25 protein-coding genes and 1 pseudogene are annotated in these 22,605 nt (G+C 67.2%); 6 read left to right on the top strand and 20 right to left on the bottom strand.

Going from position 1 to position 22,605, the window contains the following annotated elements:
* The first annotated feature begins 88 nt into the window (after nt 1-88).
* Together A8V01_RS14170 and A8V01_RS14165 are read left to right on the top strand one after the other, a co-directional pair.
* A complete protein-coding gene (locus tag A8V01_RS14170; protein ID WP_103096492.1) occupies nt 89-889 on the top strand; it encodes an SDR family oxidoreductase in 801 nt (266 codons plus the stop codon).
* Nucleotides 886-1,311, top strand: coding sequence for a nuclear transport factor 2 family protein (locus A8V01_RS14165; RefSeq protein WP_103096491.1), 426 nt, complete (start codon nt 886-888; stop codon nt 1,309-1,311). The genes A8V01_RS14170 and A8V01_RS14165 overlap by 4 nt, the downstream gene beginning before the upstream one ends.
* Here the strand turns inward: A8V01_RS14165 and A8V01_RS14160 are convergent.
* On the bottom strand, nt 1,290-2,393 hold the full coding sequence (locus A8V01_RS14160) for an aldo/keto reductase (RefSeq protein WP_103096526.1): 1,104 nt from the start codon (nt 2,391-2,393) through the stop codon (nt 1,290-1,292). The genes A8V01_RS14165 and A8V01_RS14160 overlap by 22 nt on opposite strands.
* Nucleotides 2,394-2,554: 161 nt before the next feature.
* On the opposite strand from A8V01_RS14160, the gene A8V01_RS14155 reads away from it, so the two are divergent.
* From A8V01_RS14155 to A8V01_RS14145, 3 genes are all read left to right on the top strand, one after another.
* A complete protein-coding gene (locus tag A8V01_RS14155) occupies nt 2,555-3,700 on the top strand; it encodes a pyridoxal phosphate-dependent aminotransferase (protein ID WP_103096490.1) in 1,146 nt (381 codons plus the stop codon).
* 51 nt (nt 3,701-3,751) lie between these two features.
* Entirely contained in the window at nt 3,752-4,468 is a 717-nt protein-coding gene (locus A8V01_RS14150; protein WP_103096489.1) for an alpha/beta hydrolase, read from the top strand.
* Nucleotides 4,469-4,659: 191 nt separating this feature from the next.
* Nucleotides 4,660-5,109, top strand: coding sequence for a hypothetical protein (locus tag A8V01_RS14145; protein WP_103096488.1), 450 nt, complete (start codon nt 4,660-4,662; stop codon nt 5,107-5,109).
* A gap of 223 nt (nt 5,110-5,332) precedes the next feature.
* Here the strand turns inward: A8V01_RS14145 and A8V01_RS14140 are convergent, their stop codons facing one another.
* The 19 genes from A8V01_RS14140 to A8V01_RS14050 form a co-directional block, all read right to left on the bottom strand.
* Nucleotides 5,333-5,935: a response regulator transcription factor gene (locus tag A8V01_RS14140; protein ID WP_103096487.1), complete on the bottom strand. Its 603-nt coding sequence runs from the start codon at nt 5,933-5,935 to the stop codon at nt 5,333-5,335.
* A gap of 202 nt (nt 5,936-6,137) precedes the next feature.
* Nucleotides 6,138-6,530: a flagellar protein FliS gene (locus A8V01_RS14135; RefSeq protein ID WP_245892548.1), complete on the bottom strand. Its 393-nt coding sequence runs from the start codon at nt 6,528-6,530 to the stop codon at nt 6,138-6,140.
* The gene (gene fliD, locus A8V01_RS14130; protein ID WP_103096485.1) at nt 6,512-7,936 is read right to left on the bottom strand and encodes a flagellar filament capping protein FliD; all 1,425 of its coding nucleotides are present in this window, start codon (nt 7,934-7,936) and stop codon (nt 6,512-6,514) included. Before fliD ends, A8V01_RS14135 begins: the two co-directional genes overlap by 19 nt.
* Before the next feature lie 61 nt (nt 7,937-7,997).
* Entirely contained in the window at nt 7,998-9,137 is a 1,140-nt protein-coding gene (locus A8V01_RS14125; RefSeq protein ID WP_103096484.1) for an EscU/YscU/HrcU family type III secretion system export apparatus switch protein, read from the bottom strand.
* A 13-nt stretch (nt 9,138-9,150) separates the two neighbouring features.
* Entirely contained in the window at nt 9,151-9,930 is a 780-nt protein-coding gene (fliR, locus tag A8V01_RS14120) for a flagellar biosynthetic protein FliR (protein ID WP_103096483.1), read from the bottom strand.
* 30 nt (nt 9,931-9,960) lie between these two features.
* Complete coding sequence (locus tag A8V01_RS14115) at nt 9,961-10,251, bottom strand: flagellar biosynthetic protein FliQ (protein WP_103096482.1); 291 nt, start codon at nt 10,249-10,251, stop codon at nt 9,961-9,963.
* Between the two features lie 69 nt (nt 10,252-10,320).
* Nucleotides 10,321-11,094: a flagellar type III secretion system pore protein FliP gene (fliP, locus tag A8V01_RS14110; protein WP_103096481.1), complete on the bottom strand. Its 774-nt coding sequence runs from the start codon at nt 11,092-11,094 to the stop codon at nt 10,321-10,323.
* Nucleotides 11,091-11,405, bottom strand: a complete 315-nt coding sequence (locus A8V01_RS14105) for a flagellar biosynthetic protein FliO (protein ID WP_103096480.1) — start codon at nt 11,403-11,405, stop codon at nt 11,091-11,093. The genes fliP and A8V01_RS14105 overlap by 4 nt, the downstream gene beginning before the upstream one ends.
* A complete protein-coding gene (gene fliN, locus A8V01_RS14100) occupies nt 11,405-11,707 on the bottom strand; it encodes a flagellar motor switch protein FliN (RefSeq protein WP_103096479.1) in 303 nt (100 codons plus the stop codon). The genes A8V01_RS14105 and fliN overlap by 1 nt, the downstream gene beginning before the upstream one ends.
* A gap of 15 nt (nt 11,708-11,722) precedes the next feature.
* Nucleotides 11,723-12,604 (bottom strand): FliM/FliN family flagellar motor switch protein, encoded by an 882-nt coding sequence (locus tag A8V01_RS14095; protein WP_103096478.1) that lies wholly within the window; start codon nt 12,602-12,604, stop codon nt 11,723-11,725.
* Entirely contained in the window at nt 12,604-13,206 is a 603-nt protein-coding gene (locus tag A8V01_RS14090; protein ID WP_103096477.1) for a flagellar basal body-associated FliL family protein, read from the bottom strand. Before A8V01_RS14090 ends, A8V01_RS14095 begins: the two co-directional genes overlap by 1 nt.
* 64 nt (nt 13,207-13,270) lie before the next feature.
* Nucleotides 13,271-15,271, bottom strand: coding sequence for a hypothetical protein (locus tag A8V01_RS14085; protein WP_103096476.1), 2,001 nt, complete (start codon nt 15,269-15,271; stop codon nt 13,271-13,273).
* A 45-nt stretch (nt 15,272-15,316) separates the two neighbouring features.
* Entirely contained in the window at nt 15,317-15,742 is a 426-nt protein-coding gene (locus A8V01_RS14080) for a hypothetical protein (RefSeq protein WP_103096475.1), read from the bottom strand.
* Complete coding sequence (locus A8V01_RS14075) at nt 15,739-17,058, bottom strand: FliI/YscN family ATPase (RefSeq protein ID WP_103096474.1); 1,320 nt, start codon at nt 17,056-17,058, stop codon at nt 15,739-15,741. The genes A8V01_RS14080 and A8V01_RS14075 overlap by 4 nt, the downstream gene beginning before the upstream one ends.
* A gap of 23 nt (nt 17,059-17,081) precedes the next feature.
* Nucleotides 17,082-17,702: a FliH/SctL family protein gene (locus tag A8V01_RS14070; protein WP_103096473.1), complete on the bottom strand. Its 621-nt coding sequence runs from the start codon at nt 17,700-17,702 to the stop codon at nt 17,082-17,084.
* Nucleotides 17,695-18,708, bottom strand: a complete 1,014-nt coding sequence (fliG, locus tag A8V01_RS14065) for a flagellar motor switch protein FliG (RefSeq protein WP_103096472.1) — start codon at nt 18,706-18,708, stop codon at nt 17,695-17,697. The genes A8V01_RS14070 and fliG overlap by 8 nt, the downstream gene beginning before the upstream one ends.
* On the bottom strand, nt 18,708-20,366 hold the full coding sequence (gene fliF, locus A8V01_RS14060; protein ID WP_103096471.1) for a flagellar basal-body MS-ring/collar protein FliF: 1,659 nt from the start codon (nt 20,364-20,366) through the stop codon (nt 18,708-18,710). The genes fliG and fliF overlap by 1 nt, the downstream gene beginning before the upstream one ends.
* A 4-nt stretch (nt 20,367-20,370) precedes the next feature.
* Entirely contained in the window at nt 20,371-20,736 is a 366-nt protein-coding gene (gene fliE, locus A8V01_RS14055) for a flagellar hook-basal body complex protein FliE (protein ID WP_103096470.1), read from the bottom strand.
* A complete protein-coding gene (locus tag A8V01_RS14050) occupies nt 20,733-22,070 on the bottom strand; it encodes a sigma-54 interaction domain-containing protein (protein ID WP_103096469.1) in 1,338 nt (445 codons plus the stop codon). Before A8V01_RS14050 ends, fliE begins: the two co-directional genes overlap by 4 nt.
* Nucleotides 22,071-22,501: 431 nt before the next feature.
* Between A8V01_RS14050 and A8V01_RS29260 the strand changes: the two are divergent.
* Nucleotides 22,502-22,605, top strand: a pseudogene (locus A8V01_RS29260) (flagellin FliC); the annotation flags it as partial.

Here is a 22,605-nt window from a genome sequence, read left to right as displayed (position 1 = left end):
GGCGATTGCAAGATAGTGCCCGCTTCTTCAAAATTCCTCCAACACGGCCCCCGCACTGCAAGGCCGCGAACAGGAGAGGGGAAAACCCATGGATTTGAGCGAGGCACGGCATGCCTTCGTCACTGGCGGCGCCAGCGGGATCGGTCTGGGTATCGTCGATGCGATGCTCCGCCGCGGGCTGCAGGTGACCATCGCGGATATCGATGCAGAGCGGCTGGCCGTGGTCGTGGCGGAACGGGGGCAGGCCGTGCGCGGTGCCGTCCTCGATACCCGCGACCGGGACGGCTGGGCCCGCGCCAAGGCGGAGGCGGAAAGCGCCTTCGGCCCGGTCGACGTGCTGGTGAACAACGCGGGGATCGCCCCCAATGGCCGCGAATTTGCGGACATGGACCCGGCCAGCTTCGACCGTATCGTGGCGATCAACCTTACCGGCGTTGCCAACGGCGTCTTCACGTTCGCCGCCGCCATGCGGGATCGGGGCAGGGGGCATGTGGTCAATACCTCGTCGCAGGCGGGGCTTACGGCCAGCGTTCCGGGCGTTGGCGCCTATGCCGTCGCCAAGTTCGGGGTGACGGCGCTGACGGAAGCCTTGCGGCAGGAAATGGCGCCCTTTGGTGTCGGTGTGTCGCTGTTGTGTCCCGGCTACGTCGCGACGAACCTTGCCGAAAGCACCCGTAAGGTCGGCGGCGAGATCCGCCAGTATGCGGGCACCATGCCCCCATCCAGCGTCACTGCCGATCATGTCGGCGCGATGGTCGTCGCCGGGATAGAGGGTAATGAGCCCTGCATCGTCACGCACACCCGCGTCTGGCGCAGCGTCGAGCCGCGCTTCGCCGCCATCCGCGAAGCCTGCGATCGGCGCGATGCCGCGCAGGTTCCTGCCGCATGACAGAGGAACGTCTGGCACGGATCGAAGCGCAGATCGCCATCGCAGACCTCGTCTACGGTTACGCGCGGGCCGTCAGGCGTGAGGCATATGAGGAAATCCCCGCGCTTTTCGCCCCCACGGGCACGTTCGAAGTCCGCTCCGGCGCCCCCGATCGCGCCGAGCATGTGGTGCGCCAGCGGTTCGAGACGCCAGAGGCGCTGGCGGCGTTCCTCATGGAAGGAAAAGGCAAGCCGCATCCGGTGCCGCTGATCCATAACCTGATGATCACCGTGGCGGGCGACACCGCGCGGGCCAATGCGATGATGGTGGCGCCGATCACCGGCACCGACAAGAAGGTCATGGGTGAATATCACGACAGCTTCGTGCGGCTGGACGGATGCTGGCTTTTCGATGCCCGGATCTACACTGTTTTCGCCGGGTGATCGGCCAGCTGGCGCCGCTGCACGGTAACCCCGCCGAACATCATCGCCTCTGCCGGGCCGGTCAGCACGTCCATCGGGAAGACCTTGGGCACGGCGCTTGCTGCGTCGAGCCGCGCCAGATGGGCAGCGTCCAGCGTCAGGTCCAGCGCGCCGAGGTTGTCCTCCAGCTGCGCCTTCGTGCGTACGCCCACCACGGGCGCGCACGTCGCGGGGTTGGTCAGCGTCCAGGCCAGCGCTACTTGCGCGGCGGTGCAGCCAAGCTCTCCTGCGATCCCGCTCACCACATCGGCGACATCGAGGTTGCGCGCGGAAAGCTTGCCGGTCACCGCATTGATCGCCTTGCGCGAACCCATGTCTGCCATCGACGGCGCGCCCGGTGCGCTCTGGTCAAGGTCGGCACGGGTATACTTGCCCGTCAGCATCCCTTGCCCCAGCGGCGCCCATGGTGAGACGCCCATGCCCATTTCCTGCGCCATCGGGATCAGTTCGCGCTCCACCGTGCGCTCGATCAGGCTGTACTGGATCTGCAGGGCACAGAACTGCGTCCAGCCGCGCAGGTCGGCGATGGCCTGCATCCGGCTGGCCTGCCATGCAGGGGTATCGGAAAGGCCGGTGTAAAGCACCTTTCCGCTTCGTACGAGATCGTCGAAGCCGCGCAGGATCTCGTCCACCGGCGTTCTGAAATCCCACATGTGGAGGTAAAGCAGATCGATGTAGTCGGTCTGCAGCCGACGCAGCGAATCCTCCACCGACCGGACCATGTTCTTGCGCTGGTTGCCCGCCGCGTTGGGATCGCCGGGCCGGGTCGTGAGCGAATACTTGGTGGAGATCACCAGCGGATGCCGGCGTCCCTTGACGATGCGACCCAGCCATTCCTCCGATCCGCCCATACGGCCGTAGAAATCGGCGGTATCGATGAAGTTGCCGCCGCGCTCCACGAAGTGATCGACCATCGCCTGCGCCTCGTCCGGGCTGGAGCCCCAGCCGCCCTCGACTCCGAACGTCATCGTGCCCAGCGCCAGCGGCGACACCCTGAGGCCCGAGCGACCGAGCAGGCGGTAATGATCAAGGCATGTCGCCATGGGTTCTCCCTTCGCGCCCCTGTTTTGGCGGCCTGTTGTGTCGGCATGTTGTGTAGGGCGCGCGGCGCCCTGGCCACGGCCGGATGCGCGAGTGCCGTCGGGATCAAGCCAGACTTCCGCCACGCATTGCATCGGCCCCGCGCGGCGCGTAGCAGGCAGGCATGATCGCGCATGTCGAACCCTTCCACGCCACGACCATCGGCCGCCTTGCTTACGAACTTGCCGCCGAAGGGCGCGACGTGATCCATATGGAATACGGCCAGCCTTCCACCGGCGCGCCTGCGGCGGCCATTGCGGCGGCCCATGCGGTGCTTGATGCAGAGGCCGGCGGATACTGGGAAAGCCCCGCACTGCGCGAGCGGATCGCCCGCCATTATGCAGAGGCATATGGCGCAACCGTGTCTCCAGAGCAGGTGTTCCTGACCTGCGGCGCTTCGCCCGCTTTCGTGCTGGCGCTGTCCTGCCTGTTCCGGCCGGGCGCGCGGGTGGCCCTGGCCCGGCCCGGTTACGTCGCCTATCGCAACGCCATGCGCACGCTCTACATCGAGCCGGTCGAACTGCCCTGCGGCCCGGCAGAGCGCTATCAGGTGACCGCCGCCGCGATCGACGCGCTCGATCCGGAGCCCGAAGGGCTGATCCTTGCCAGCCCCGCCAATCCCACCGGCACTGTCATCGCGCCCGAGGAACTGGCCGCCATTGCGCAAGTCTGCGCGCGCAAGGGCATCGCGGTGATCTCGGACGAGATCTATCATGGCCTGACATACGGCATGACCGCTGATTCCGTGCTTCAGCACGTGCCCGATGCGCTGGTGGTGAACAGCTTTTCCAAGTGGTTCTCGATGGCAGGCTGGCGGCTGGGCTGGCTGGTCGTTCCCCCGCACCTGATCGACGCGGCGCGCGCGCGGATCGCCAACCTGTTCCTGACCCCGCCCGTGCTGGCGCAGCACGCCGGACTTGTCGCCTTCGATTGCACCGAGGAACTGGAAGGCCACCACGCCAACTACGCCCGCAATCGTGAAGTGCTGCTTGCCGCGTTGCCGCGCCTTGGCCTGCAGCGGATCGCGCCGCCGGACGGGGCGTTCTACATATGGGCGGACATCGGCCACCTGACCAATGACAGCTTTGCCTTCTGCCGCCAGTTGCTGGCCGATACCGGCGTCGCAACCGCGCCGGGCATCGACTTCGACCCCGTCGACGGCAATCGCTTCATCCGGCTGAGCTTCGCCGTTTCCACGCCTGAGATCGAGGACGCGATAGAACGTATGGTGCCCTGGTTCGCGGCGCGTCGGGAAGCAGTTGGCGCTTGACACCCGTTTCCTGATGCGATCCCCTGTGGATCATAATCAGGGAGGGGCGGCATGGCGACTTTTGTTCTGGTCCACGGCGGCGGCCATGGCGGCTGGTGTTACAAACCGGTGGCGCAGCGGCTCCGCGCACTTGGCCATGAAGTCCACACTCCTTCGCTGAGCGGCCTGGCCGACCGCGCCCACCTGATGAGCGCGGCGATCACCCTTGATACCCACATCGCCGATATCGCCGGACTGCTGGAGTTCGAGGATATGGCCGGGGTGATCCTTGTCGGCCACAGCTACGGCGGCATGGTCATCACGGGGGCGGCGGACCGCAAGCCGGAGCGTGTCGGGCACCGGGTATATCTTGATGCGGCCTACCCGCGCGACGGCGAATCACTTTACGAACATGCCTATGACGCCATCCACGCGGCACGGCAGGGGTTGCACGACATTGACGGCGTGCAACTGGTCATGGCGCCGATGCCAGGCATGGCCGCTTTTTTCGGAGTGACGGATCCAGTGCTCGGCCCCTGGACCGACGCGCGGCTGACGGCGCAACCATGGCAGTGCTTTGAACAGAAGCTGATGCTTCGGCAGGAGACTGCCATGCGCGCAATTCCGGAAAGTCACCTTATCTGTACTTCGACAATATCCGGCCGAGACATGGATTTACTGACGCAGCGGTCCGAAGGGCGGGTCTGGGATATCGATACCGGCCACGATCTGATGCTTACCGAACCGGACTGGGTCGCTACAAGACTGGATGCGATCGCGCGGCTTTAGCAGGGGCTTTTCCTTAAGCGAATTCGCGCAAGGGGAGTGCGCAGGCCCGAATATACGGGTGTTTCACCTTGCATCCATAAGATGTAACAAGGTGGGACAGCGAATCCAGATTACAGGGAACTGCGTATTGACGCTGGCCCCCGTCTGGGGACTGTGGCGCACCCTTCGGACGCGAAAGAAAACGAAAAGGCATGGCAAGCACCTCGAATACCTATGGCATGGATCGCGCGCGCGCGCGGCAGCTGCGCGACTTCCTGCATGATTGTGCGGGAAGCGCCCCGTGCGAGGAAATCGACCGTATTCGTGAAGCGCTGGCTCTGCTGGGCGGTAGCGGCATCGACGGTAATGCACCGCTGGACCGGTCGCGGGTGGACGCCATGCTCGATTGCGGCGCGGCGATGAGCGCGGTGCTGGAAATCATGGGGCCGGACATTCCCTTCATGCTGTCACGCGGAAGCCACGATACCTGCCTTGCCACCGTTGTACCGCCGGGCGGGTCGGAAGAGGCCATCGCGGAAGGCACCACGCTGGCGCTGGCGATGTTGGCCGGCCACGTCGCCGCTGTGCTGGCCAGGGGCGAGCATGCCGTGGCGCATGTGGCCGATCCGCAGATCGGCCCTGCCTCCATCCGTTTGCACTGACCTGCACACCTGAACGGGTCCCATCGAAGCGGCGCTGTAGTGATATGCGCTGTTCCGGCGGGATCCCGCGACAGGCCCGATCGGGAGGGGAAACGACCGGGCCTGCCCCTTCGTAGCGGGATCAGGCTGTCGACGCCCTGGCAAACGATGACGACGCCGACGGTACAGGTTTACGCAGTCGTGGCTAACGGCCCGTTTATCCGGGGCTACGGGCATTTACGCGTCAGTTGACCAGTGATGCTTCGATGGCAATGCGGATGGCGTCGGACGTATGGTTCGCCCCCAGCTTGTTGAGCATGTTGGCGCGGTGGATTTCCACGGTGCGCGGGCTGATCGACAGCTTTTCCCCGATCAGGCGGTTGGACAGGCCGCTGGCGACGCCGCCCAGCACTTCACGTTCGCGGCGGGTGAGGCGATCGACACGCGCGCGGGCCATGACTTCGCGCAGCTTGGCATTGCCCATGCTTTCGGCGCGGGTGATGGCCTTGGACAAGCTGTCCGTCAGTTCTTCGGGGGAGATGGGCCAGGCGATATAGTCTATCGCGCCGTCAAGGATGGCCTGCACGATCCGCTGCGCGCCCGGTTCTTCGGAAAAGGCGATGATCGGGAACCATTCGCCATGCTGGGCCATGCTTTCGATCAGTTCATCGATTGCGCCCGCCTGGTCATGGATCAGCACCACGCCGGAGCGCGGCCAGGCCATCGCCAGTTCAGGGATATTCTCGAACGGTTCCACGTGAATGCCGCCGCTGGACAGGACGTGGCTGATGGCCGCGCGGCGGCGCATGTCGCTGTCGATCAGGATCAGGTTCGAAATCAGGTCCACGGCGAAGCTCCCATGTTATCTGGCATTGGGTTTGTGCCTAGGGAGTTATTCGCATTGCGCGCCGCGCGTCGCGCCCGACCTGCTCCGAAACCGAGGCAAACGGCGGACTAATCGCGGCTAACCGGCGCTTTTCCGTGACTTACAGGCTGCCCGAAATGGGCACTTTGCATGGCTGGCCGGGTGTCAGGTCTTCACCCTGCCTTCAGCCGGCTTTCAGGGCCTGCCCGATCTCTGCAAAGTCGGTGCGCAGGGTGCCGATGGCGTCGGCATCGAAGTCCAGCGCGCTGTCGAGGATCGTGCGCCGCGCGCCTTCGTAGAGCTGGCCCAGCGCGACAGCCATGCCATCCGCCCCGGCCACGCCCATCTGCAGCGCCGTGACGGCGGTAAGCGCGCGCGTCATCGACCGGCTCTTGAGGCAGTTGTCACCGTAGATGTCGGCGTGGACGGCGGTGCCCAGCGCGCTGACGAGGTGTTCGTAGCACAAGTGGACCAGTTCGGCAGGACCGGCACCGGCCACGCGTGCGTCGAAGTCCACGCGGCGGTAGGCTTCCTGAGGAGAGCAGGGCTTCAGCATGGTCAGCTCGACTTGTTCCACTGGGCGATCTGGTTGGTCAGCATCGCCAGCGTGGACTTGGAGGTGCCGATCCGGGTTTCCGACGCGGTGTACTGCGACACCAGCCGCGCGCGCAGCTTTTCCTGCTGCTCGGCAAGGTCGGTCTTCTCGGTGGCGAGCGAGGTCTTCTTCTTGGTGTAACCCGCGATCGAACTGCCCAGCGAATAGGCATCCGACGTGGACGTGGCCGAGCGGTAGATCTTGTCGACCGTGGCGAAGACGCCGTGGACGCCGTTGGTGAACATCGCCGCAACGCCCTTGGGATCGGCGCTTTGCGTGGCGCTCAACCGGCTGGTGTCGAGCGTGAATGTGCCGTCGCGCTGGATCTTGAGGCCAAGGTCCGCCAGCGTCTTCGCCGGGCCCGTGGCGTTGGGCATGATCGTGGTGCCGCCAAGGCTTGAAAGCGATCGCTTGAGCGCGCGCGCGCCGGGGTCGTTGGCAAGGTCCGCGCCCAGCGAAGTGGCGCTGTTAAGCGCGGAGACGACTTCGTTCAGCGCGTCGACGAAGTCCTGCATCGACGTGGCGATCGCGCTCGTCGGGTCGGAGAAGCTGACGGTGGTGGGCGCGCCGGTGTTGGTGGCGGCCAGTTGCAGCTTCACGCCGGGGATCGCGTCGGTGACGGTGTTGGATTTGGCGGTCATCGACAGCCCGTCCACCTTGAACGCGGCATCGCCTGCGGTGCTCATCAGCTGGCCGTTCGATGAACCAGGCGCCCAGGCAAGCGCGGCAAGGCTGGGATCGCCCGCTTCCAGAACGAAGCCGTTGGCAGCGCCTTCCGCCCCCTTGAGCACCAGCTGCGCGCCGTCGACGGTGGTGGTGACATAAGCGCTCACCCCGGCGTCTGCGCCGTTGATCAGGCCGGCGACGTCGGCCAGCGTTGCGCCTGCGGGGATGGTGATGTCCACGGCGGTGCGGCTGGTGTCCTGCGCGAAGCTGCCGCCCGAAACGGTCCCGAATTTCAGCGAGAGGGTGCCCGACCCCACCGCGCTGGTGGTCGAAGCATAAGGCGTGCTGGCCAGCTGCTGGCCGCTTGCCAGCCGGGTGACTTCCAGCGAATAGCTGCCGCCGGGCTGGCTTGCGCCCGAAAGCGTGGCCCCGGCGACGGCGGCATTGGCCACGCTCGGCGTGCGGGCAAGGCTGCCCGAACGCACCAGAGTGCCCAGCGAGGTGTCAAGGCCGAGCATCAGCGACTTGATGTTGGAGGCGGCGGAAATCTGCGCGTCCAGCTTGTCCGACTTTGCCGTCAGCCGATCATTGCGCGAGGCGAACTGGGCGTTGGCGAGGTTGTTAGCCAGCGCGGTCATGTCCACCCCGCTGCCCCCGCCAAGCGCGGTCACGAGCGAGGTCGTGGTGGTGGCCGACGAGGTGGAGGAGGTGGTGGTGGTCATGCGGGTTAGGACGGCCTTGGGAGGGCAAAGTTAAGGGTGTCAGCGGCGTTACGGCGCACAATCACGCGGCCGATCCCGGATCGAGCCGCCCCTCTGTGTCGAAGCGCAGGCTTACCGGCACCGAGACTTCGGGGTTGGGCCGCTTTTCCCCGCGTTTCAGCGCCAGCACGAAGGCCAGCAACGCAGCCACGGCGACATAGTGTTCCTCGCGGATGATCTGCCTTTCGCGGGTGGTGTAGAACACCGAGCGGGCCAGCGCCGGATAGTGCAGCACGGGCACGCCGTATTCGGCGGCAAGATCGCGGATCGCCAGCGCGGTGTCGCCGCGGCCCTTGGCGACGAGGATCGGCGCGGAGGCCTTGGCCGGGTCGTAAGTCAGCGCTACGGCGAAATGCGTGGGGTTGGCCACCACGAACTGCGCCTGCTTCATGGCGGGGACGAGGCCGCCCGAGGCTATCTTGCGCTGGCGTTCCTTGATCGCGGCTTTCTTTTCCGGCGCGCCTTCGGCTTCCTTGGCTTCGTCGCGCACGTCCTGCAGGGTCATCATCAGGCGCTTGTTGCGGCGGAAAAGCTGGATCGGCAGGTCCACCAGCGCAATCAGGAACAGCCCGGCGGAAAGCCAGAACAGCAGCAGGACTATGGTGTTCCACGCCCATGACAGCTGGCCGAACACGTCGCCGCGCCCCAGCCGTGCGAAAGCGTCGATCCGGCCATCCGCCCAGACCCATGCGATCACGCCCAGCAGCGCCACTTTGGCAAGGCCCTTGGCCATCTCGATCCAGCCGGAGGGGCCGAACACGCGCTTAAGGCCGGACATCGGGTTGATGCGCGAACCCTTGGGCGCAAGGTTGCCACCGATCCAGCGGCCCTGTCCGAAGCTCAGCTGCGCGACGAGCGAGATCGCGACGATGCCAAGCCCCAGGACCGCGATCGGCGGCAGCGCGGCGACCAGCGCGCCGGTCAGCATCGTGCCCGGCGCAAATTCATCAAGCGAGGCACGGTCGAACGTGAAGCTCTGCCGGATCAGACGTTCGCACAGGTCAAGCAGCCATGGCCCCGCCAGCAGCAGCCAAGCGCCGCCGATCGCCATCGACGCTGCGATCGCCAGTTCGCGCGGGCGGATGACATCGCCGCGCTTGGCCGCTTCGCGCAGGCGCTTTTCGGATGGGGCGAAGCTCTTCTCGCCTTCCTGCTCGCTCATTTGGCCTGCTCGCTCACTGGAACAGATCCTGGACGTGATCGAGCGCCTCGGCGGAAAGGCGGGTGACAAGGTCGGTCAGCACCGGGGCGGAGATCATCAGCGCCGCGATGCCGCCCAGCACCCCCATCGGCAGGCCCAGCGAGAACAGGTTGAGCGCCGGGGCGGAGCGGCTCAGCACGCCCGCCACCAGTTGCACCACCAGCAGCACCAGCGTCACCGGCAGCGCGATGGCAACGGCGGTGAGGAACATCTGCCCCGCGAACCCGGCGACAAGGTCGAACCTTTCCGGTCCCAGCCATGTCTGGCCGGGCGGGAACACCGCATAGGATCGCACCACCAGCGCGAACCACTGCAGGTGCGCGCCCAGCGCCGGGAACACCACGGTCATCACCACCATGAAATACTGCCCGATCGCAGGGGACTGCGTGCCCGCCACGGGATCGACCGCAACCGCCATGTTCATGCCCATGCCGCCGCCGATCACTTCGGCGGCGATGATCGGTGCGGCGAAGGACAGTTGCAGGATGAAGCCAAGCGTCAGGCCGACCAGAACTTCGCCCATGACCATCAGGATGCCCGCCAGCGACAGCATCTGGGCCGGGGCCTGAACCGGCGTCCACACGCAGACCAGCACCGCCACCGCGCCCGCCACCATCACCCGCACTTGCGGGGGCACCGTCACCGCCCCGAACAGCGGTGCAGCCACCAGCGCGCCGCCCACGCGGGTCATCACGAAGACCAGCCGCCAGAACTCCGCCTCAAGCGGTCCGAAGCCGAAGTCGACGCCGTTCAATTTCGGGCGCCGTTCAAGAACCGGCCCCGTTCAATTCGAAGCCTGCGTCTGCTGGCCGCTGGCGGCGATCTGGGCGAAGATGTCCTGCGTGTAGTCGGCGATCAGGGTCATCATCGAACTGCCCAGCAGCACCAGCACCAGCGCTATCACCGCCAGCTTGGGCACGAACGTCAGCGTCTGTTCGTTTACCGAAGTCGCCGCCTGAACCACGCCGATGACCAGCCCCACCGCCAGCGACGCCAGCAGCACCGGCGCGGCCACCAGCGCGGTCACCCACAGCATCCGGTCCGCCAGGGCGAGGAGGGCGCTTATGTCATCCATGGGGTGTCATCCCATGTGTGGGCCTTGCATGTGTGGGCCTTGCATGTGTGGGCCTTGCGGGGCGCTGCATCATCCGAAACTCTGCGCCAGCGAGCCCATCAGCAGCGACCACCCATCCACCATCACGAACAGCAGCAGCTTGAACGGCAGGGACACCACCATCGGGCTCATCATCGCCATGCCCAGGCTCATCAGCACCGAAGAGACGACAAGGTCGATCACCAGGAACGGCAGGAACAGCATGAAGCCGATCTGGAACGCGGTTTTCAGTTCGCTGGTGACGAAGGCGGGCAGAAGGATGGAGAACGGCACGTCGGCGGCGCTGGCGAAGCGGGGCGCCCTGGCCATTTCGGCAAACATCAGCAGGTCGCGCTCTCTGGTCTGGCGGATCATGAAGGCGTGGAAGGCCTTGCCGCCGTTCTGGATGGCGTCCTGCGCGTTCATGGTGCCCGCCGAATAGGGCGCGATGGCGGTGCGGTTCACCACTTCCAGCGTGGGAGCCATGACGAACAGCGACAGGAACATCGACAGTCCGATCAACACCTGATTGGGTGGCGACTGCTGCAGTCCGATTGCCTGCCGCAGGATCGACAGGACCACAAGGATGCGCGTGAAGCTGGTCATCATCAGGATCAGGCTGGGCAGGATCGTCAGCAGCCCCATGATCAGGAGCAGCTGCAGCGACATCGTCATCCCCGGCCCGTCGGTTCCGCCCAGCGATCCGAACGCCCGGTCCAGCGCGCCGGGGATGGCGGCAGGTGCCTCCTGGGCCTGGGCAGCGGTGGAAAGCACAAGCGCAGGCAGGGCGGCGCAGATGCGCCCCCAACTGGCAGGGAACCTCATTCGGGCTGCTCCCGCAGAGGGGCGGGCTGCTCCCACAGAGGGGCGGGGGCTGGGTGCTCCCGCGCGGGGGCCTCGGCCAGCCGGGTCAGCCCGTGGCGCGACGTGGAAACCAGTATCTCGCGCCCGTGGAATTCGATCACCGCCAGCTTGAGCGTGGGGGAAAGCATGGTCGTCTCGACGATGCGGATCGATTTCGATCCCGTCCCGATCCCCGCGCGCGCCTGCACCATTTTCGCAAGGCGCAGACATCCCCATACCATCAGCGCGATCAGCGGCAGCAGCACCAGCAGCTTGAGGACGTACCACAGCATCAGCTGTCGCTTTCACCGGGCAGTCCCAGCGCATCGTCGGGCGCGGCGGTTTCCTCCACGCCCAGCATTTCCACTATGCGCAAGCCGAAGCGGCCGTTGTGCGAGACGACTTCTCCCTTGGCGATCGGCTTGCCGTTCACCAGCACGTCGAGCAGTTCGTCGGTCATGCGGTCAAGCATGACGAGGCTTTCCGGGCCAAGTGCCAGTACGTCCTTCAGCTTCATTTGCGTGCGGCCCAGCTCGACCGACAGGCGCACATCGACATCGCGCAGAAAATCGAGGCCGCGGGAATGGATGCTCATGTCTCTTCGTGTTCCTCAAAAGGCATTCTGGACCTGAACCGCAACGCGGTCCTCGACTTCGCCGACCGTGCCCGCAGCAATGGTGCGCCCGTCGACCCGCAGCGGCACCGCGCGCGCTACCGTTACCGGCAGCACGTCTCCGGGGCGCAGGGCGGACAGGCGGGAGAAGGGCAGCGTCATGTCGACCAGCACCGCCGTCACTTCGATCGGCAGCGAGGCGAAAGGCTCTTCGCCGGGGCCGGGCCGCCGGGCACGCACCGGCACCCGGCGCTGGCGACGCGGGGCTACAAGCGCGCTGGCCAGCGTGCCGAGCGGAAACGCCAGCGCAAGCGACCATGCCTCCACCCCGGCTTCCTCCACTTCCAGCACGATCCGCAGCAGCGGTTCGCCGGGGCCGAAGGGGGCCAGCTGGGCAAGCACGGTATCGCGGCGCAGCGGCGCCACGCGATGGATATCGTCGCCCCCCATCCCGGCCGAAAGCGCGGCGGCAATGGCTTCCTCCATGCGCGACAGCAGCAGTTCGGCGGACAGCGGAAAGCGCGTGGGCAGCGGATCGGGCAGCAGGCCGCGCCCGCCGAATGTGCGATCCAGCAGCCGCAGCACCGGGGCCGCCTCGAAACTGGCAAGCAGCGGCAGGCGCTTGGGGCCAAGGCCCATCAGCGCGTGGGCGGTCAGGCCGTTCTCTTCGGCGATCAGGGCGTCCAGCGTGCCTTCGGCGGGGATGCCGATGCGCACGACGGGCGGCTCTCCCCCGGATATCCGCGCAAGGCTGCCCGGCAGCGTGCGTGCCAGCGTTTCGCCCAGCTGCGTCAGCGGGCGGACCATCTCGGCGATGGACGGCCCGGCGCCCAGCAGTTCGGCGGCATGGCGCGCCTTTTTTGGGGGAGCGCTGGCCATCACTGCACGATGAAGTTGCGGAAGTAGACGGCATCCACGCCGCCGAAGCCTTCCTTCTGGATGAGCACCTGGTTGATCGCGGCGGTCATGCGTTTCTGCAGCCGGTCCTTGCCCTCCACGGTCGAGGCATCGTCCTCCGACGTATCGGCAAGGATGCTCAGCAGTTGCGAACGGATCGCCAGTTCGTGCTTGGCCAGCCACTGCAGCACGCGCCCGTCGCGGCGGGTGGAGCAGGCAATGCTGGCCTGCACCATCGAGCCGGAATCCTTGAGGTTCGACGTGAAATCATCCGTGAACGTGAAATAGGCGGTGCGGTATTCGTCGCCCCCCTCGCTTTCGGCTTCCTCGGCGCCGCCAGCCTCCTCGCCTTCCTTGGCGGGCGGGGCATAAGGATCGGCTTCACCCTTCTTGATCAGTTGCGGGCCTTCGGGCTTCTTCTTTTCTTCCGCGTGGCCGCCGCCGATGACGCCCGCAGCCATGAGGCCGAAGACGCCGCCACCGCCGACCGCCAGCAGGGCGACCGCGATGATGATCAGACCCAGCTTGCCTTTCTTCTTCTTGGTCGGTGCGTCGTCATCGCCCTTGGCCGGCTTGTCACTCATCTAAAGAATGTCCCTGTTGAACTTTGGCCCTGTTGATCCCTGGCCCCTGTTGGAAGAGGCGCGATCAGGCGTAGACGCCGCCCTGTTTCTGGTCCGAGCGCGGACGTTGCTGCCCGGAAGCCTGCCCATCCTGCTGGCGGGAAGGCTGGCCGCCCGACCGCTGCTGGCCCTGATTCTGGCCCTGATTTTGGCCCTGAGAGTTCTGATTCTGAGAACTTTGGGCCTGAGCGCCTCCGAAGCTGTTCTGCCCGCTGTTCTGGCCGCCGCTCTGGCCGGATTGCTGTTGCGAACTGGCCGGATTGTCCTGTCGCGGCTGGTCCGTGTTCCCGGCCGATCCGCCCGCCATCGCGGCGGCGGCGGCCTGCACGGCGGGCGCGAAATCGGCGTCACGGCTTGTCAGCGTCACCGAAAGGCCGCCTTCATCCTGCCCCAGCTGCATCGCAACGCGGCCGAATTCGGCGTGTTCGAAGGCCGTGCGCACCACATGCGGCGCGGCCGCCTCGCGCGCTTCGGCCATGCGTGAGACAAGGGTGTCGAAGTCATGCGGCGTTTCGCCCGCAGGGGCGGTGCCCGTCACGCTGCCGGGTACGCCGGTCGAGGCGGAAGCCGGGGTCTCTGCGGACTGGACCGGTGCGAAGGGCTGCGTCGGGGTGTGCACCGTCCGGGTGGCGGGCGCGTCGGCCTTCACCTCGACCTGACTTTCGCGAGCGGCGGGAGCATCGCCGTCACCTGCTTCGGACGGCTGCTGACGCGCAGGGTTGGCCGGGCGGAAGACAGGCGCGGTTTCGGCTTCGGCCTGCGCGGTCACGGGGCTTTGCGCCAGCGCATCGGAGCGCGGCGCGGCGCCGTGGCCGCGTGCCGTTGCGTCGGGCTGCATGGGTTGCGGGGCGGGCATCGGCCGCTCGGCGCCGGCGACCGGCTCGGCAGTGGGTTCGGAACTGATCGGTGCCGCCACCGGCGATGATGCCTGCGATGTTGTCGGGGCCGGAGCTGACTGGATCGGAGCAGCCGATGCGGCGCGCACGATCTCGATCGGCTCGAACCGCATGGCGCGCACTTCCGGCGCTATCGTGGGCGCGGCGGCGGAACGGTCGCCTTGCGGTGCGGGCTCGTCGGCGGGCGGGGGCGGCGCAGCTGAGGCCAGGACCGGCGCGGCAGGCAAGATGGCGGCGAGGGGCATGGATACGGATGTGGGCACGGCTTGTTCCACGACCACGCTGGGTGCCGTGGCGGCGTCGGTCTTGCCCGCCTCATCGCGCAGCGGGCGTTCGGCAGCCTTGTCGAGCGGATTCTCGGTGCGTGGCTCGGACGGCTTTGCGACGCGTGGCTCGGCGCGGGATGCCGGGCGGAAGGGATCTGCAGCCGGCGGCAAGATGTTGCCGTCCAGCTTGCCGTCCTTGCCGCCTGCCTGCTGGACGAGGGGGGGAGTAGCCTCTGCGGCCGGATCGGCGGCCGGGGTCTTGCCGACCTTGATGCCGGCAGCCGTTACCGGGCGCTGCGGCGCAGGTGCGGCGACGGCGGGCGCTTGCGATGCAACCGGCAGGGCCTGCAAGGCGGCCGACGCATCGACCGGCGCGTCAGGTGATGACGGCGGCGCGCCCGCAGGCGACGGCTGGGCCGCCGCCGCAAGGCGGGTTGCCAGTGCGATATGCGAAGTTTCCGGGGGCACGGCCAGCGCAGCCTGGTCGCGCAAAACCGCCGTTTCGCGAGGCATGGCGACGGGCGTGCCGGCCGGAGCGACCGGGTCCGGCTGCAGTGCCGCTCCAGCCTGCCGGGTCAGAGCGGCAAGCCCCTGCAGCGCGCCCTTGATCGCGTCAGGCAAGGGTTGAGCGGCCTGAACGGTCGCGGCGGTGATGGCAGCGGTATCTGCAAGTTTAGCAGTGTGCGCGACGGCGGCGGCCCCCGCATCCCCTACTGCGGCCACGGTAGGGCCAGCGGCGCCCGGCGCAGGGGCAGCACCCAGCAGCGCCGCGAAGCCGTCGGCGGCTCCCGGTATGGAGGCGGACGCCGTACCGGCCGGTGAAAGCAGGGCAGCGGAGAGCGTCGGGGCGGTACTCTGGATCATGCGGGCGGCGGTCCTGCGAGGGTTCGAGGGCGGTTCTGCAAAAGGTTAATCAAGATCCGTGCCAGTTGACCGCTTGCCGCCAAGCGCGGGCACTTGCGCCTTGCTGGCAACCACGCGGGCCTGTGCGGCGGCGCGATCCTCGATGGCGGCGCGTCGGCGTTCGGCCTCTACCAGTGCCTGCTGCTTGGCATCGGCGATCGACTGGGCGCGCAGGGCGTTGCCATCGGTGGTGCTGGACAGGCTCTGCAGCCCGCTGACGAAGCGGCCCACCTGATGCAGCGCCCCGCCATCGGACGCATCGCGGCGCGCGGCATAGTCGGTGGCAAGGCGGCGGGTGCGTTCGGAAAGGTTCTTCAACTGCGCCAGCGTGCTTTCGGCCTGCGCGGCCTCCGTCGCGGCGGTCTGCTTGGCGATCGCGCGCAGCTTTTCCAGCCGGTTGAGGCGGGCCAGCTTCTTGCGGTCGGCGTTCATCCCAGCAAGGCCCGCAACTGCGCGGCGCTTTGATCAAGCGTCACGACTTCGCCCTGCGGCTGGCAGAGGAACCCGGTCAGCGCACCGTGCATGGCGATGGCGCGGTCCAGCTGGGCATCGGCGCCCTGCCGGTACGCCCCCATCAGCACAAGGTCGCGGTTCGCCTCGTAACTGGCGGTCAGCGCGCGGAAGGTGCGCGCCGACTGCTGGTGTTCACGCGGGACGATATCGTTCATCACGCGGCTGAGCGAAGCGGCGATGTCGATCGCGGGATATTGCCCGCGCTGCGCCAGATCGCGGGAAAGGACCACGTGCCCGTCCAGGATGGAGCGGGCGGTGTCGACCACCGGATCGTCCTGATTGTCGCCATCGGCCAGCACCGTGTAGAGGCCGGTGATCGACCCGCCGCTTGCCGCCGAATTGCCCGCCCGCTCGACCAGCTTGGTGATCGTGGCCAGCGCGGAAGGGGGATAGCCGCGCGCGGCGCCGGGCTCTCCCAGCAAGAGGCCGATCTCGCGCCCGGCATGGGCAACGCGGGTCAGGCTGTCGAGGATCAGCAGCACGTTGCGGCCGCGCGCGCGGAAATGCTCGGCCATCGATGTCGCCAGCATCGCACCGCGCAGGCGCAGGTTGGGGGCATGGTCTGCCGGGACGGCAACGATCACCGTCTTGTGCCGCTTGGCATCGTGCATGTGCCGCTCCACAAAGTCGGAGACTTCGCGCGCGCGCTCTCCGATCAGGCCGACAACGATGATCTCGGCACTGGCGCCATGCGCGATCATGTCGATGAGTACGGATTTGCCGACGCCCGATCCTGCCATCACGCCGATGCGCTGGCCGATGCCGAAGGTGGTCATCGCGTTGAGCGCGCGCACGCCGGTGTCGAACGGGCGTCGTACCGGGCTGCGATCGAGCGCGGACGTGCGCACGCCGCCTGCGGGCCATTCGGTGCGGGTGTGGATCGGCAGGCCGCCGTCGATCGGCAGCCCTTCACCGTCGACTGCCCGGCCCAGGAAAGCGTCGCCCACCGGCAGCATTCCGGGGTGTCCTTCGGGCACTACGCGCGCGCCGGGGCGCAGCAGGATGGTATCGCCCAGAAGCATCATCATCGTGCGCCCGTTGCGAAAGCCGATCACTTCGGCGGCAAGCGTGCTGCGCCCATTGGCGACCTTGCACAGCGCGCCGACCGGGATCGACAGGCCGCTGACTTCCAGCAGTCCGCCGTCGCAGGCGGTGACGATGCCGAAGCGGCGAGGGCCGAGTTCTGCCGGGGCGGCCGCGAAGTCGGCAAGGATGGAGGTGTAGGGCGAAGTCATGGGTGAAGGCCGCTCCAGCCCCCTCACGCCTGATGCAGCGCTTCGGCGATGGCCATGCGCCATGCCGCCGGGCCGTCCTCTACCCCGCCGGTGGCGGTTTCGACCCGCACGGTGCCGCGTTCCAGGCTGGGGTCAGGCTGGACTGTCCAGTCGGCGTGGAGGCGTGCGGAAACCAGCGCGATATCGGCGGGATGCAGGCGGACCACCCGTTCATCATCAGCGCGGGCGAGCATCGATACGGCGCGTTCGATGCGGCCCTCCAGCGCCACCACGTCCAGCGCCAGCGGGCCAAGCGCCACTTCGCACAGCGCCGCCACGGTATCGCGCAGGCGCAGGCGCAGATCCTCGGCCAGCGTCGCGTCGAGGCGGGCGAAGGACAGCGCGAGTTCCTCACGCGCGCGGTCGTCGGCCAGCAGGCGGGCGGCAGCCTCGGCGCTGGCGGCGGCGTGGCCTTCGGCATAGCCGCGCCCGTAAGTCTCGCTCAGGATGTCGGGGGCGTCGGCGGCCAGTTCGTGATGCGGGGCGATCATCTCGGGCAACCCGCAGAGCCGCGCGTTGGGGCGGAATGCCGGGGCCTGCCCCAGCGCTTCGGCCAGCGACAGCTTCGGGCGCGGGATGCCCATGGTGAAGCCCATGTCAGACATAGTCGTCGTCTCCCGAGGAGCCGAACACGATCGTCCCGTCTGCCGCCAGCTTGCGGGCCACGGCGACGACGGCCTTTTGCGCGGTGACCACGTCGGCCAGCTTCACCCGGCCGCGCGCGGCGATTTCATCGCGCACGCCATCGGCCGCGCGGCTCGACATGGCGCGGAAGAAGACCTCGCGCTCGTCTTCCGAGATGCCCTTGAGGGCATCGATCAGCGTTTCGTTCGGCACGTCGCGTAGCAGCGCGCCCATCGCCTGCGCATCGAGGACGAAGAGGTGTTCGAACTTGAACATCTCCTCCTCGATCTGGCGGGCGAGCAGCTTGTCGCGCTTGGTCAGCGCGCCCATGACGTGCTTTTCCGCGACCTTGCCGATGGAATTGATGATCTGCGCCGCCTCGCGCGCGCCGCCCATCTGCAGCGGGCGTTCGCCGTGCGCCTCGGATATCCGGCGCGAGAGCACTTCCTCCAGCATCTCCAGCGCATGGGGCGCGACGGGGCCGAGGGTGGCGATGCGGTGGACGATCTCGGGCTGAACTTCCGGCGGCAATCCGTGCATCACCGCGGCCGCCACTTCTGGGTCGAGCTGGATCAGCAGCACCGCGATCGCCTGCGGATGTTCGCCCTTCACCAGCGGGATCAGCGCATCGGGGGTAAGCCAGCGCGCCATTTCCAGCGAGGATGTCTGCGCCGGAGCGGCAGGGGCGATGCGGCGCATCATGTTCTCGGTCTTCACTTCGCCCAGCGCGCGGTTCATCATCGTGCGCACCTGACCCACGCGGTCATGGACGACGAGGCCCATCTTCTCGGTCTTTTCGACGAAGCCGGTGATGGCGCTGGCGATAACATCGGGGCCGATTTCGCCCAGCTGCACCATCTTTTCGCCCAGGAGGCGCAGTTCGTGCGGCTCCAGCGCGGAGAGGATGTGCGTGGTCTGGTCCTCATCAAGCAGCATCATCATGACCGCCGCGTTGTCGACGGGAGCCATGGGCGTAATCTCGGTCATCAGGCGGCTTTCTGGTCGTCAGGCGGGCTGAGCATCTGGCGAAGGACAAGGACGGCGCTGTCGGGCTTTTCGGCGACGAGGCGCTGGGCGATCTCAAGCTGGCGGGCGAGCAGTTCGGCGCGGCTGATCTCTACCGCGACGCCTGCCACGTCGCCGATTTCCGGCCGCGCGGTGATGGCGGCGGTGGTGGAGGGCAGGCTGTCGTCCAGCTGGACATCGCCCTTCTTGCCCTTCTTCGCCGGCTTGCCGCCGCGCATGGCGGTGATCATCGGGCGCACGCCCAGCAACAGCACCAGCAGCACCGCCAGCACCGCCGCGCCGTTGCGCACGATCATCGCGAACCAGTCCGTCTCGTAGAACGGGGTTTCCTCTACCGCGACCGGGGAGAAGGCGCGGGTGACGATCTTCACCGTGTCCCCGCGCTGCGGGTCGGCGCCGACCGCTGCGCTGACAAGCGCCTGCAAGTCCTGGATTTCCTGCGCCTTGGCGCCCTTCATGGCATCGGCGCTGATGGCCACGGCCACGGTCAGGCGCTTGATGTTGCCGGGGCCGGTTTCGGAAACCGAAACCTGGCGGCCCAGTTCGTAAGTGCGGCTGGAAGAGCTTTCGCCGTTCTGCGGAGCAGCGGCAGCATTGGGGGCGGGCGTTGCGGTGCCCTGCGGCGGACCGGGGACGGCCTGCGTCGCGGGCGGCGGCGTGTTGGACAGCGCGCCGGGGATGCCGCCTGCCTGTCCTGGCGCGGCGGTGGAGGATTGCTGCTGCTGTTCGGTGCGGACGACGCCGTCCTTGTCATAGCTTTCGCGCGCGGCAGTCACCTGATCCATGTTCAGTTCCACCTGCGCTTCGGTGGTGAACTTGCCGTCGCCCAGCATCGGGGTGAGCAGCTGGGACACCTGTTCGCGCAGCTTGGATTCCAGCCGTGCCTGCATGTCCAGCCGTTCGTTGTCGCCGTTGGCGCTGCCTTCGGACAGCAGCTGGCCGTGCTGGTCCACAACCCGCACCGCATCGGCCGAAAGGCCCGGCACCGACCCGGCGACAAGGTTGACGATCGCCGAAACCTGGCTTTGGCTGAGGTTGCGCCCCGAACGCAGGCGCACCATGACGGACGCGGTCGGCGCCACGTTGTCACGCACGAAGACTGATCGTTCGGCTTCTGCCAGATGGACGCGCACGGCCTCCACCCCGTCGATCTGGCCGATCGTCAGCTGCAGGTCGTGTTCGCGCGCAGAGCGCAGGCGCTGACCTTCCAGCGTGCGGCTGGCGCCCATCGGCAGCTTGTCCAGCACGGCATCGCCGCTTTCGGGCGTGGACAGCGCACCGTCTTGCGCCACCAGCATGCGCGCCTTGTAGTAATCGGCCTCCGACACCGTAAGCGCGCCGGTCTGGTTGTCGATCCGGTACGCGATCTGCGCCCCGTCCAGCGCCTCGGCCACGCCTGCGCGCTCGCTGTCGTCCAGCTGCGCATAGAGCACGCGCTGCGGGGTGGGGGCCATCAGGCTCCACGTCAGCGCGGCCCCGCCGATCGCGGACAGGCCGATGAACACCGGCAGCATCTTCTTCACGGCAGGCTGCTGGGTGATCGCGGAAAGCCGCGTCAGCACGCTGCCGCCGCCCGAAAATGCTGATGCAGGACCGCCTGCGGGGACGAGATCGGCCATCTAATCAGACTCCCATCCGCATGATGTCCTGGTAGGCGGACAGCAGCTTGTTGCGGACCTGCAGCGTGGCTTCGAAGGCGACGCCCGCCTCCTGCCGCGCCAGCATGACCTTGGCGACGTCGGTGACTTCGCCCTTTTCGTAAGCGACCGAGAGGTCTTCGGAACGCTGCTGCACGGCGCTGACGCCGTTCAGTGCGTTCTGGAGGGAAGAGGCGAAGCCGCCTGCAGGCCCTTCGTTTGCAGCGGGCTGGCTGGTCGCCTGCGCGGTGTGGATCTCGCGCAGGAGGTCGTTGCGCGAAATGATCTGCTGGCGCAGCGCAAGGATCTGCTGGATGCCGCCGCCTGTACCAATTCCGGGAAGGCTGTTCATCGGCCGCCTCCGAAGGCGGCAGAGCCGTGGGGTGCGCTATGGGAACGGGAGCCGATCTCGATCCCGGCCTCACGCATCGAAGCCAGGCGGTAGCGCAAGGTGCGTTCCGAAATGCCCAGTTCGCGCGCCGCGCGCAGGCGGTTGCCGCCACAGGCTTCAAGCACTTCGACGATATGGCGCGCTTCGGAATGCTGGACGATGCTGGACAGCTTGCGGGTGCCGCCATGATCGGCGCCGTCAGTGTCGGCCATCATCCCGGCCCCGCCGTGCGCCACCGCCAGACCGCCGATCGCCAGCGGGCTGATGAGCCGCGCCGGGCTGTCGAAAACGATGTGTTCGGGCGTGATCGTCGCGTTGCCGTTGGCGAGCAGCAGCGCGCGGCGCACCACGTTTTCCAGTTCGCGCACGTTGCCCGGCCAGGAATGCAGCTTGAGCATGGCCAGCGCGCTTTCGGTGAAACAAGGCGTGGTGCCGGGCGAGTGGCGCAGCGCCAGCGCGAAGGCCAGCGGGGCAATATCGTCCGCCCGTTCGCGCAAGGGGCGCAGGGTCAGCGGGAAGACGTTGAGGCGGTAATAAAGGTCGGCGCGGAAACGGCCCTCGGCCACTTCTGCGGGCAGGTCGCGGTTGGCGCAGGCGATGATGCGCACGTCGACCTTGATCGCCCTGGTGGAGCCGATCGGCACCACTTCCTGTTCCTGCAGCGCGCGCAGCAGCTTGGCCTGCAGCGGCAGGGGCAGTTCGGCGATCTCGTCCAGCAGCAGGGTGCCGCCGTCGGCCGCGCGCATGAAGCCTTCGCTGGCCGAAGTGGCGCCGGTGAATGCGCCCTTCTGGTGGCCGAACAGCATCGCTTCCAGCATCGTTTCGGGCATCGCCGCGCAGTTCACCGCGATGAACGGGCCGCTGCGGCGGTTCGAACGGGCGTGAATGAAGCGGCTGAGCACTTCCTTGCCGGTGCCCGTGGGGCCGTTGATCAGCACCGGGATGTCGCTGACGGCCAGCCGTTCGGCCAGCGCGAATACCGAAAGGCTTTCCGGGTCGGCGGCGATCGGGTCTTCCGGCCCGGCCATCGCGGCCAGGATCATCGCCAGCGAGGCTTCGCTGACCGGGTCGACATACGTGACGCAGGTGTGCTGCGCGCCTTCGCGCACGATCGCGGGCGCGGCGGCGCGCTCCAGGCTGATCCGGCGACTGCGCGGCTTGGCCGGACTGCGATCGTCAGCGGCCCGAAAATCGATTGCAGAAGTGTCGAAAAGAGAGGCCGCAATGGCGCTGGCGCGCTGCATCAGTGGGCCATGCAGGCGCAGCGTGTCGTTGGTGCCATGCAGTCCGGTCATGTTGCGCTCCTTTCGGGAATTAACCGTGTTCCGAAGTCGCTTATGCGGGTGGCACGGCAAAAAGAGCGGTAATTTAAGGGGGGGTAGGTTTGCGTAATCGCATCGGCGCGGCCGGGTGCTGCACGGGCCTCTCACGCGCGCGCGAGACACGCGGGGATACGCGCGATTCCGCCTCTTGCCTGCCGATCAAAGGAAAAACGCGGTGCCGGGACAGGCAGGCAGAGGGGTTGCGGCCGCGTTAAGAATTTTAAGGAACTTGCGCGGCGCGCTGGCCGGAGCGCCGGAAAGACGAGAATCGCCGCGCTCGATTCGTTTTCGCAAACGATTGTCGATGCCCCACTTAAACTTCGCCGCGTGCTGCCGGTCTAGTGGCTGGCGGCGCTGGAGACCCACCCGCCGGGACCAACGGGACTGTCACGGGAACACGCACAATGTCTGTCATCAACACCAATATCAGCGCGATCCGCGCTTCGAATGCTTCGAATTCGGCCAGCAAGGCTCTGGGCACGGCGATGGAGCGCCTGTCGACCGGCAA

The sequence above is a fragment of the Novosphingobium guangzhouense genome, from assembly GCF_002896965.1.
In the GTDB taxonomy this organism is placed as follows: Bacteria; Pseudomonadota; Alphaproteobacteria; order Sphingomonadales; family Sphingomonadaceae; genus Novosphingobium; species Novosphingobium guangzhouense.
This window is presented reverse-complemented; position numbering and strand designations above follow the sequence as displayed.

Excerpts from the sequence above, each read along its gene's own strand:
- A8V01_RS14170 (WP_103096492.1), top strand. The coding sequence starts at position 89 with ATGGATTTGAGCGAGGCACGGCATGCCTTCGTCACTGGCGGCGCCAGC.
- A8V01_RS14165 (WP_103096491.1), top strand. The coding sequence starts at position 886 with ATGACAGAGGAACGTCTGGCACGGATCGAAGCGCAGATCGCCATCGCA.
- A8V01_RS14160 (WP_103096526.1), bottom strand. The coding sequence starts at position 2,393 with ATGGCGACATGCCTTGATCATTACCGCCTGCTCGGTCGCTCGGGCCTC.
- A8V01_RS14155 (WP_103096490.1), top strand. The coding sequence starts at position 2,555 with ATGATCGCGCATGTCGAACCCTTCCACGCCACGACCATCGGCCGCCTT.
- A8V01_RS14150 (WP_103096489.1), top strand. The coding sequence starts at position 3,752 with ATGGCGACTTTTGTTCTGGTCCACGGCGGCGGCCATGGCGGCTGGTGT.
- A8V01_RS14145 (WP_103096488.1), top strand. The coding sequence starts at position 4,660 with ATGGCAAGCACCTCGAATACCTATGGCATGGATCGCGCGCGCGCGCGG.
- fliD (WP_103096485.1), bottom strand. The coding sequence starts at position 7,936 with ATGACCACCACCACCTCCTCCACCTCGTCGGCCACCACCACGACCTCG.
- A8V01_RS14125 (WP_103096484.1), bottom strand. The coding sequence starts at position 9,137 with ATGAGCGAGCAGGAAGGCGAGAAGAGCTTCGCCCCATCCGAAAAGCGC.
- A8V01_RS14115 (WP_103096482.1), bottom strand. The coding sequence starts at position 10,251 with ATGGATGACATAAGCGCCCTCCTCGCCCTGGCGGACCGGATGCTGTGG.
- fliP (WP_103096481.1), bottom strand. The coding sequence starts at position 11,094 with ATGAGGTTCCCTGCCAGTTGGGGGCGCATCTGCGCCGCCCTGCCTGCG.
- A8V01_RS14105 (WP_103096480.1), bottom strand. The coding sequence starts at position 11,405 with ATGCTGTGGTACGTCCTCAAGCTGCTGGTGCTGCTGCCGCTGATCGCG.
- fliN (WP_103096479.1), bottom strand. The coding sequence starts at position 11,707 with ATGAGCATCCATTCCCGCGGCCTCGATTTTCTGCGCGATGTCGATGTG.
- A8V01_RS14095 (WP_103096478.1), bottom strand. The coding sequence starts at position 12,604 with ATGGCCAGCGCTCCCCCAAAAAAGGCGCGCCATGCCGCCGAACTGCTG.
- A8V01_RS14090 (WP_103096477.1), bottom strand. The coding sequence starts at position 13,206 with ATGAGTGACAAGCCGGCCAAGGGCGATGACGACGCACCGACCAAGAAG.
- A8V01_RS14085 (WP_103096476.1), bottom strand. The coding sequence starts at position 15,271 with ATGATCCAGAGTACCGCCCCGACGCTCTCCGCTGCCCTGCTTTCACCG.
- A8V01_RS14080 (WP_103096475.1), bottom strand. The coding sequence starts at position 15,742 with ATGAACGCCGACCGCAAGAAGCTGGCCCGCCTCAACCGGCTGGAAAAG.
- A8V01_RS14075 (WP_103096474.1), bottom strand. The coding sequence starts at position 17,058 with ATGACTTCGCCCTACACCTCCATCCTTGCCGACTTCGCGGCCGCCCCG.
- A8V01_RS14070 (WP_103096473.1), bottom strand. The coding sequence starts at position 17,702 with ATGTCTGACATGGGCTTCACCATGGGCATCCCGCGCCCGAAGCTGTCG.
- fliG (WP_103096472.1), bottom strand. The coding sequence starts at position 18,708 with ATGACCGAGATTACGCCCATGGCTCCCGTCGACAACGCGGCGGTCATG.
- fliF (WP_103096471.1), bottom strand. The coding sequence starts at position 20,366 with ATGGCCGATCTCGTCCCCGCAGGCGGTCCTGCATCAGCATTTTCGGGC.
- fliE (WP_103096470.1), bottom strand. The coding sequence starts at position 20,736 with ATGAACAGCCTTCCCGGAATTGGTACAGGCGGCGGCATCCAGCAGATC.
- A8V01_RS14050 (WP_103096469.1), bottom strand. The coding sequence starts at position 22,070 with ATGACCGGACTGCATGGCACCAACGACACGCTGCGCCTGCATGGCCCA.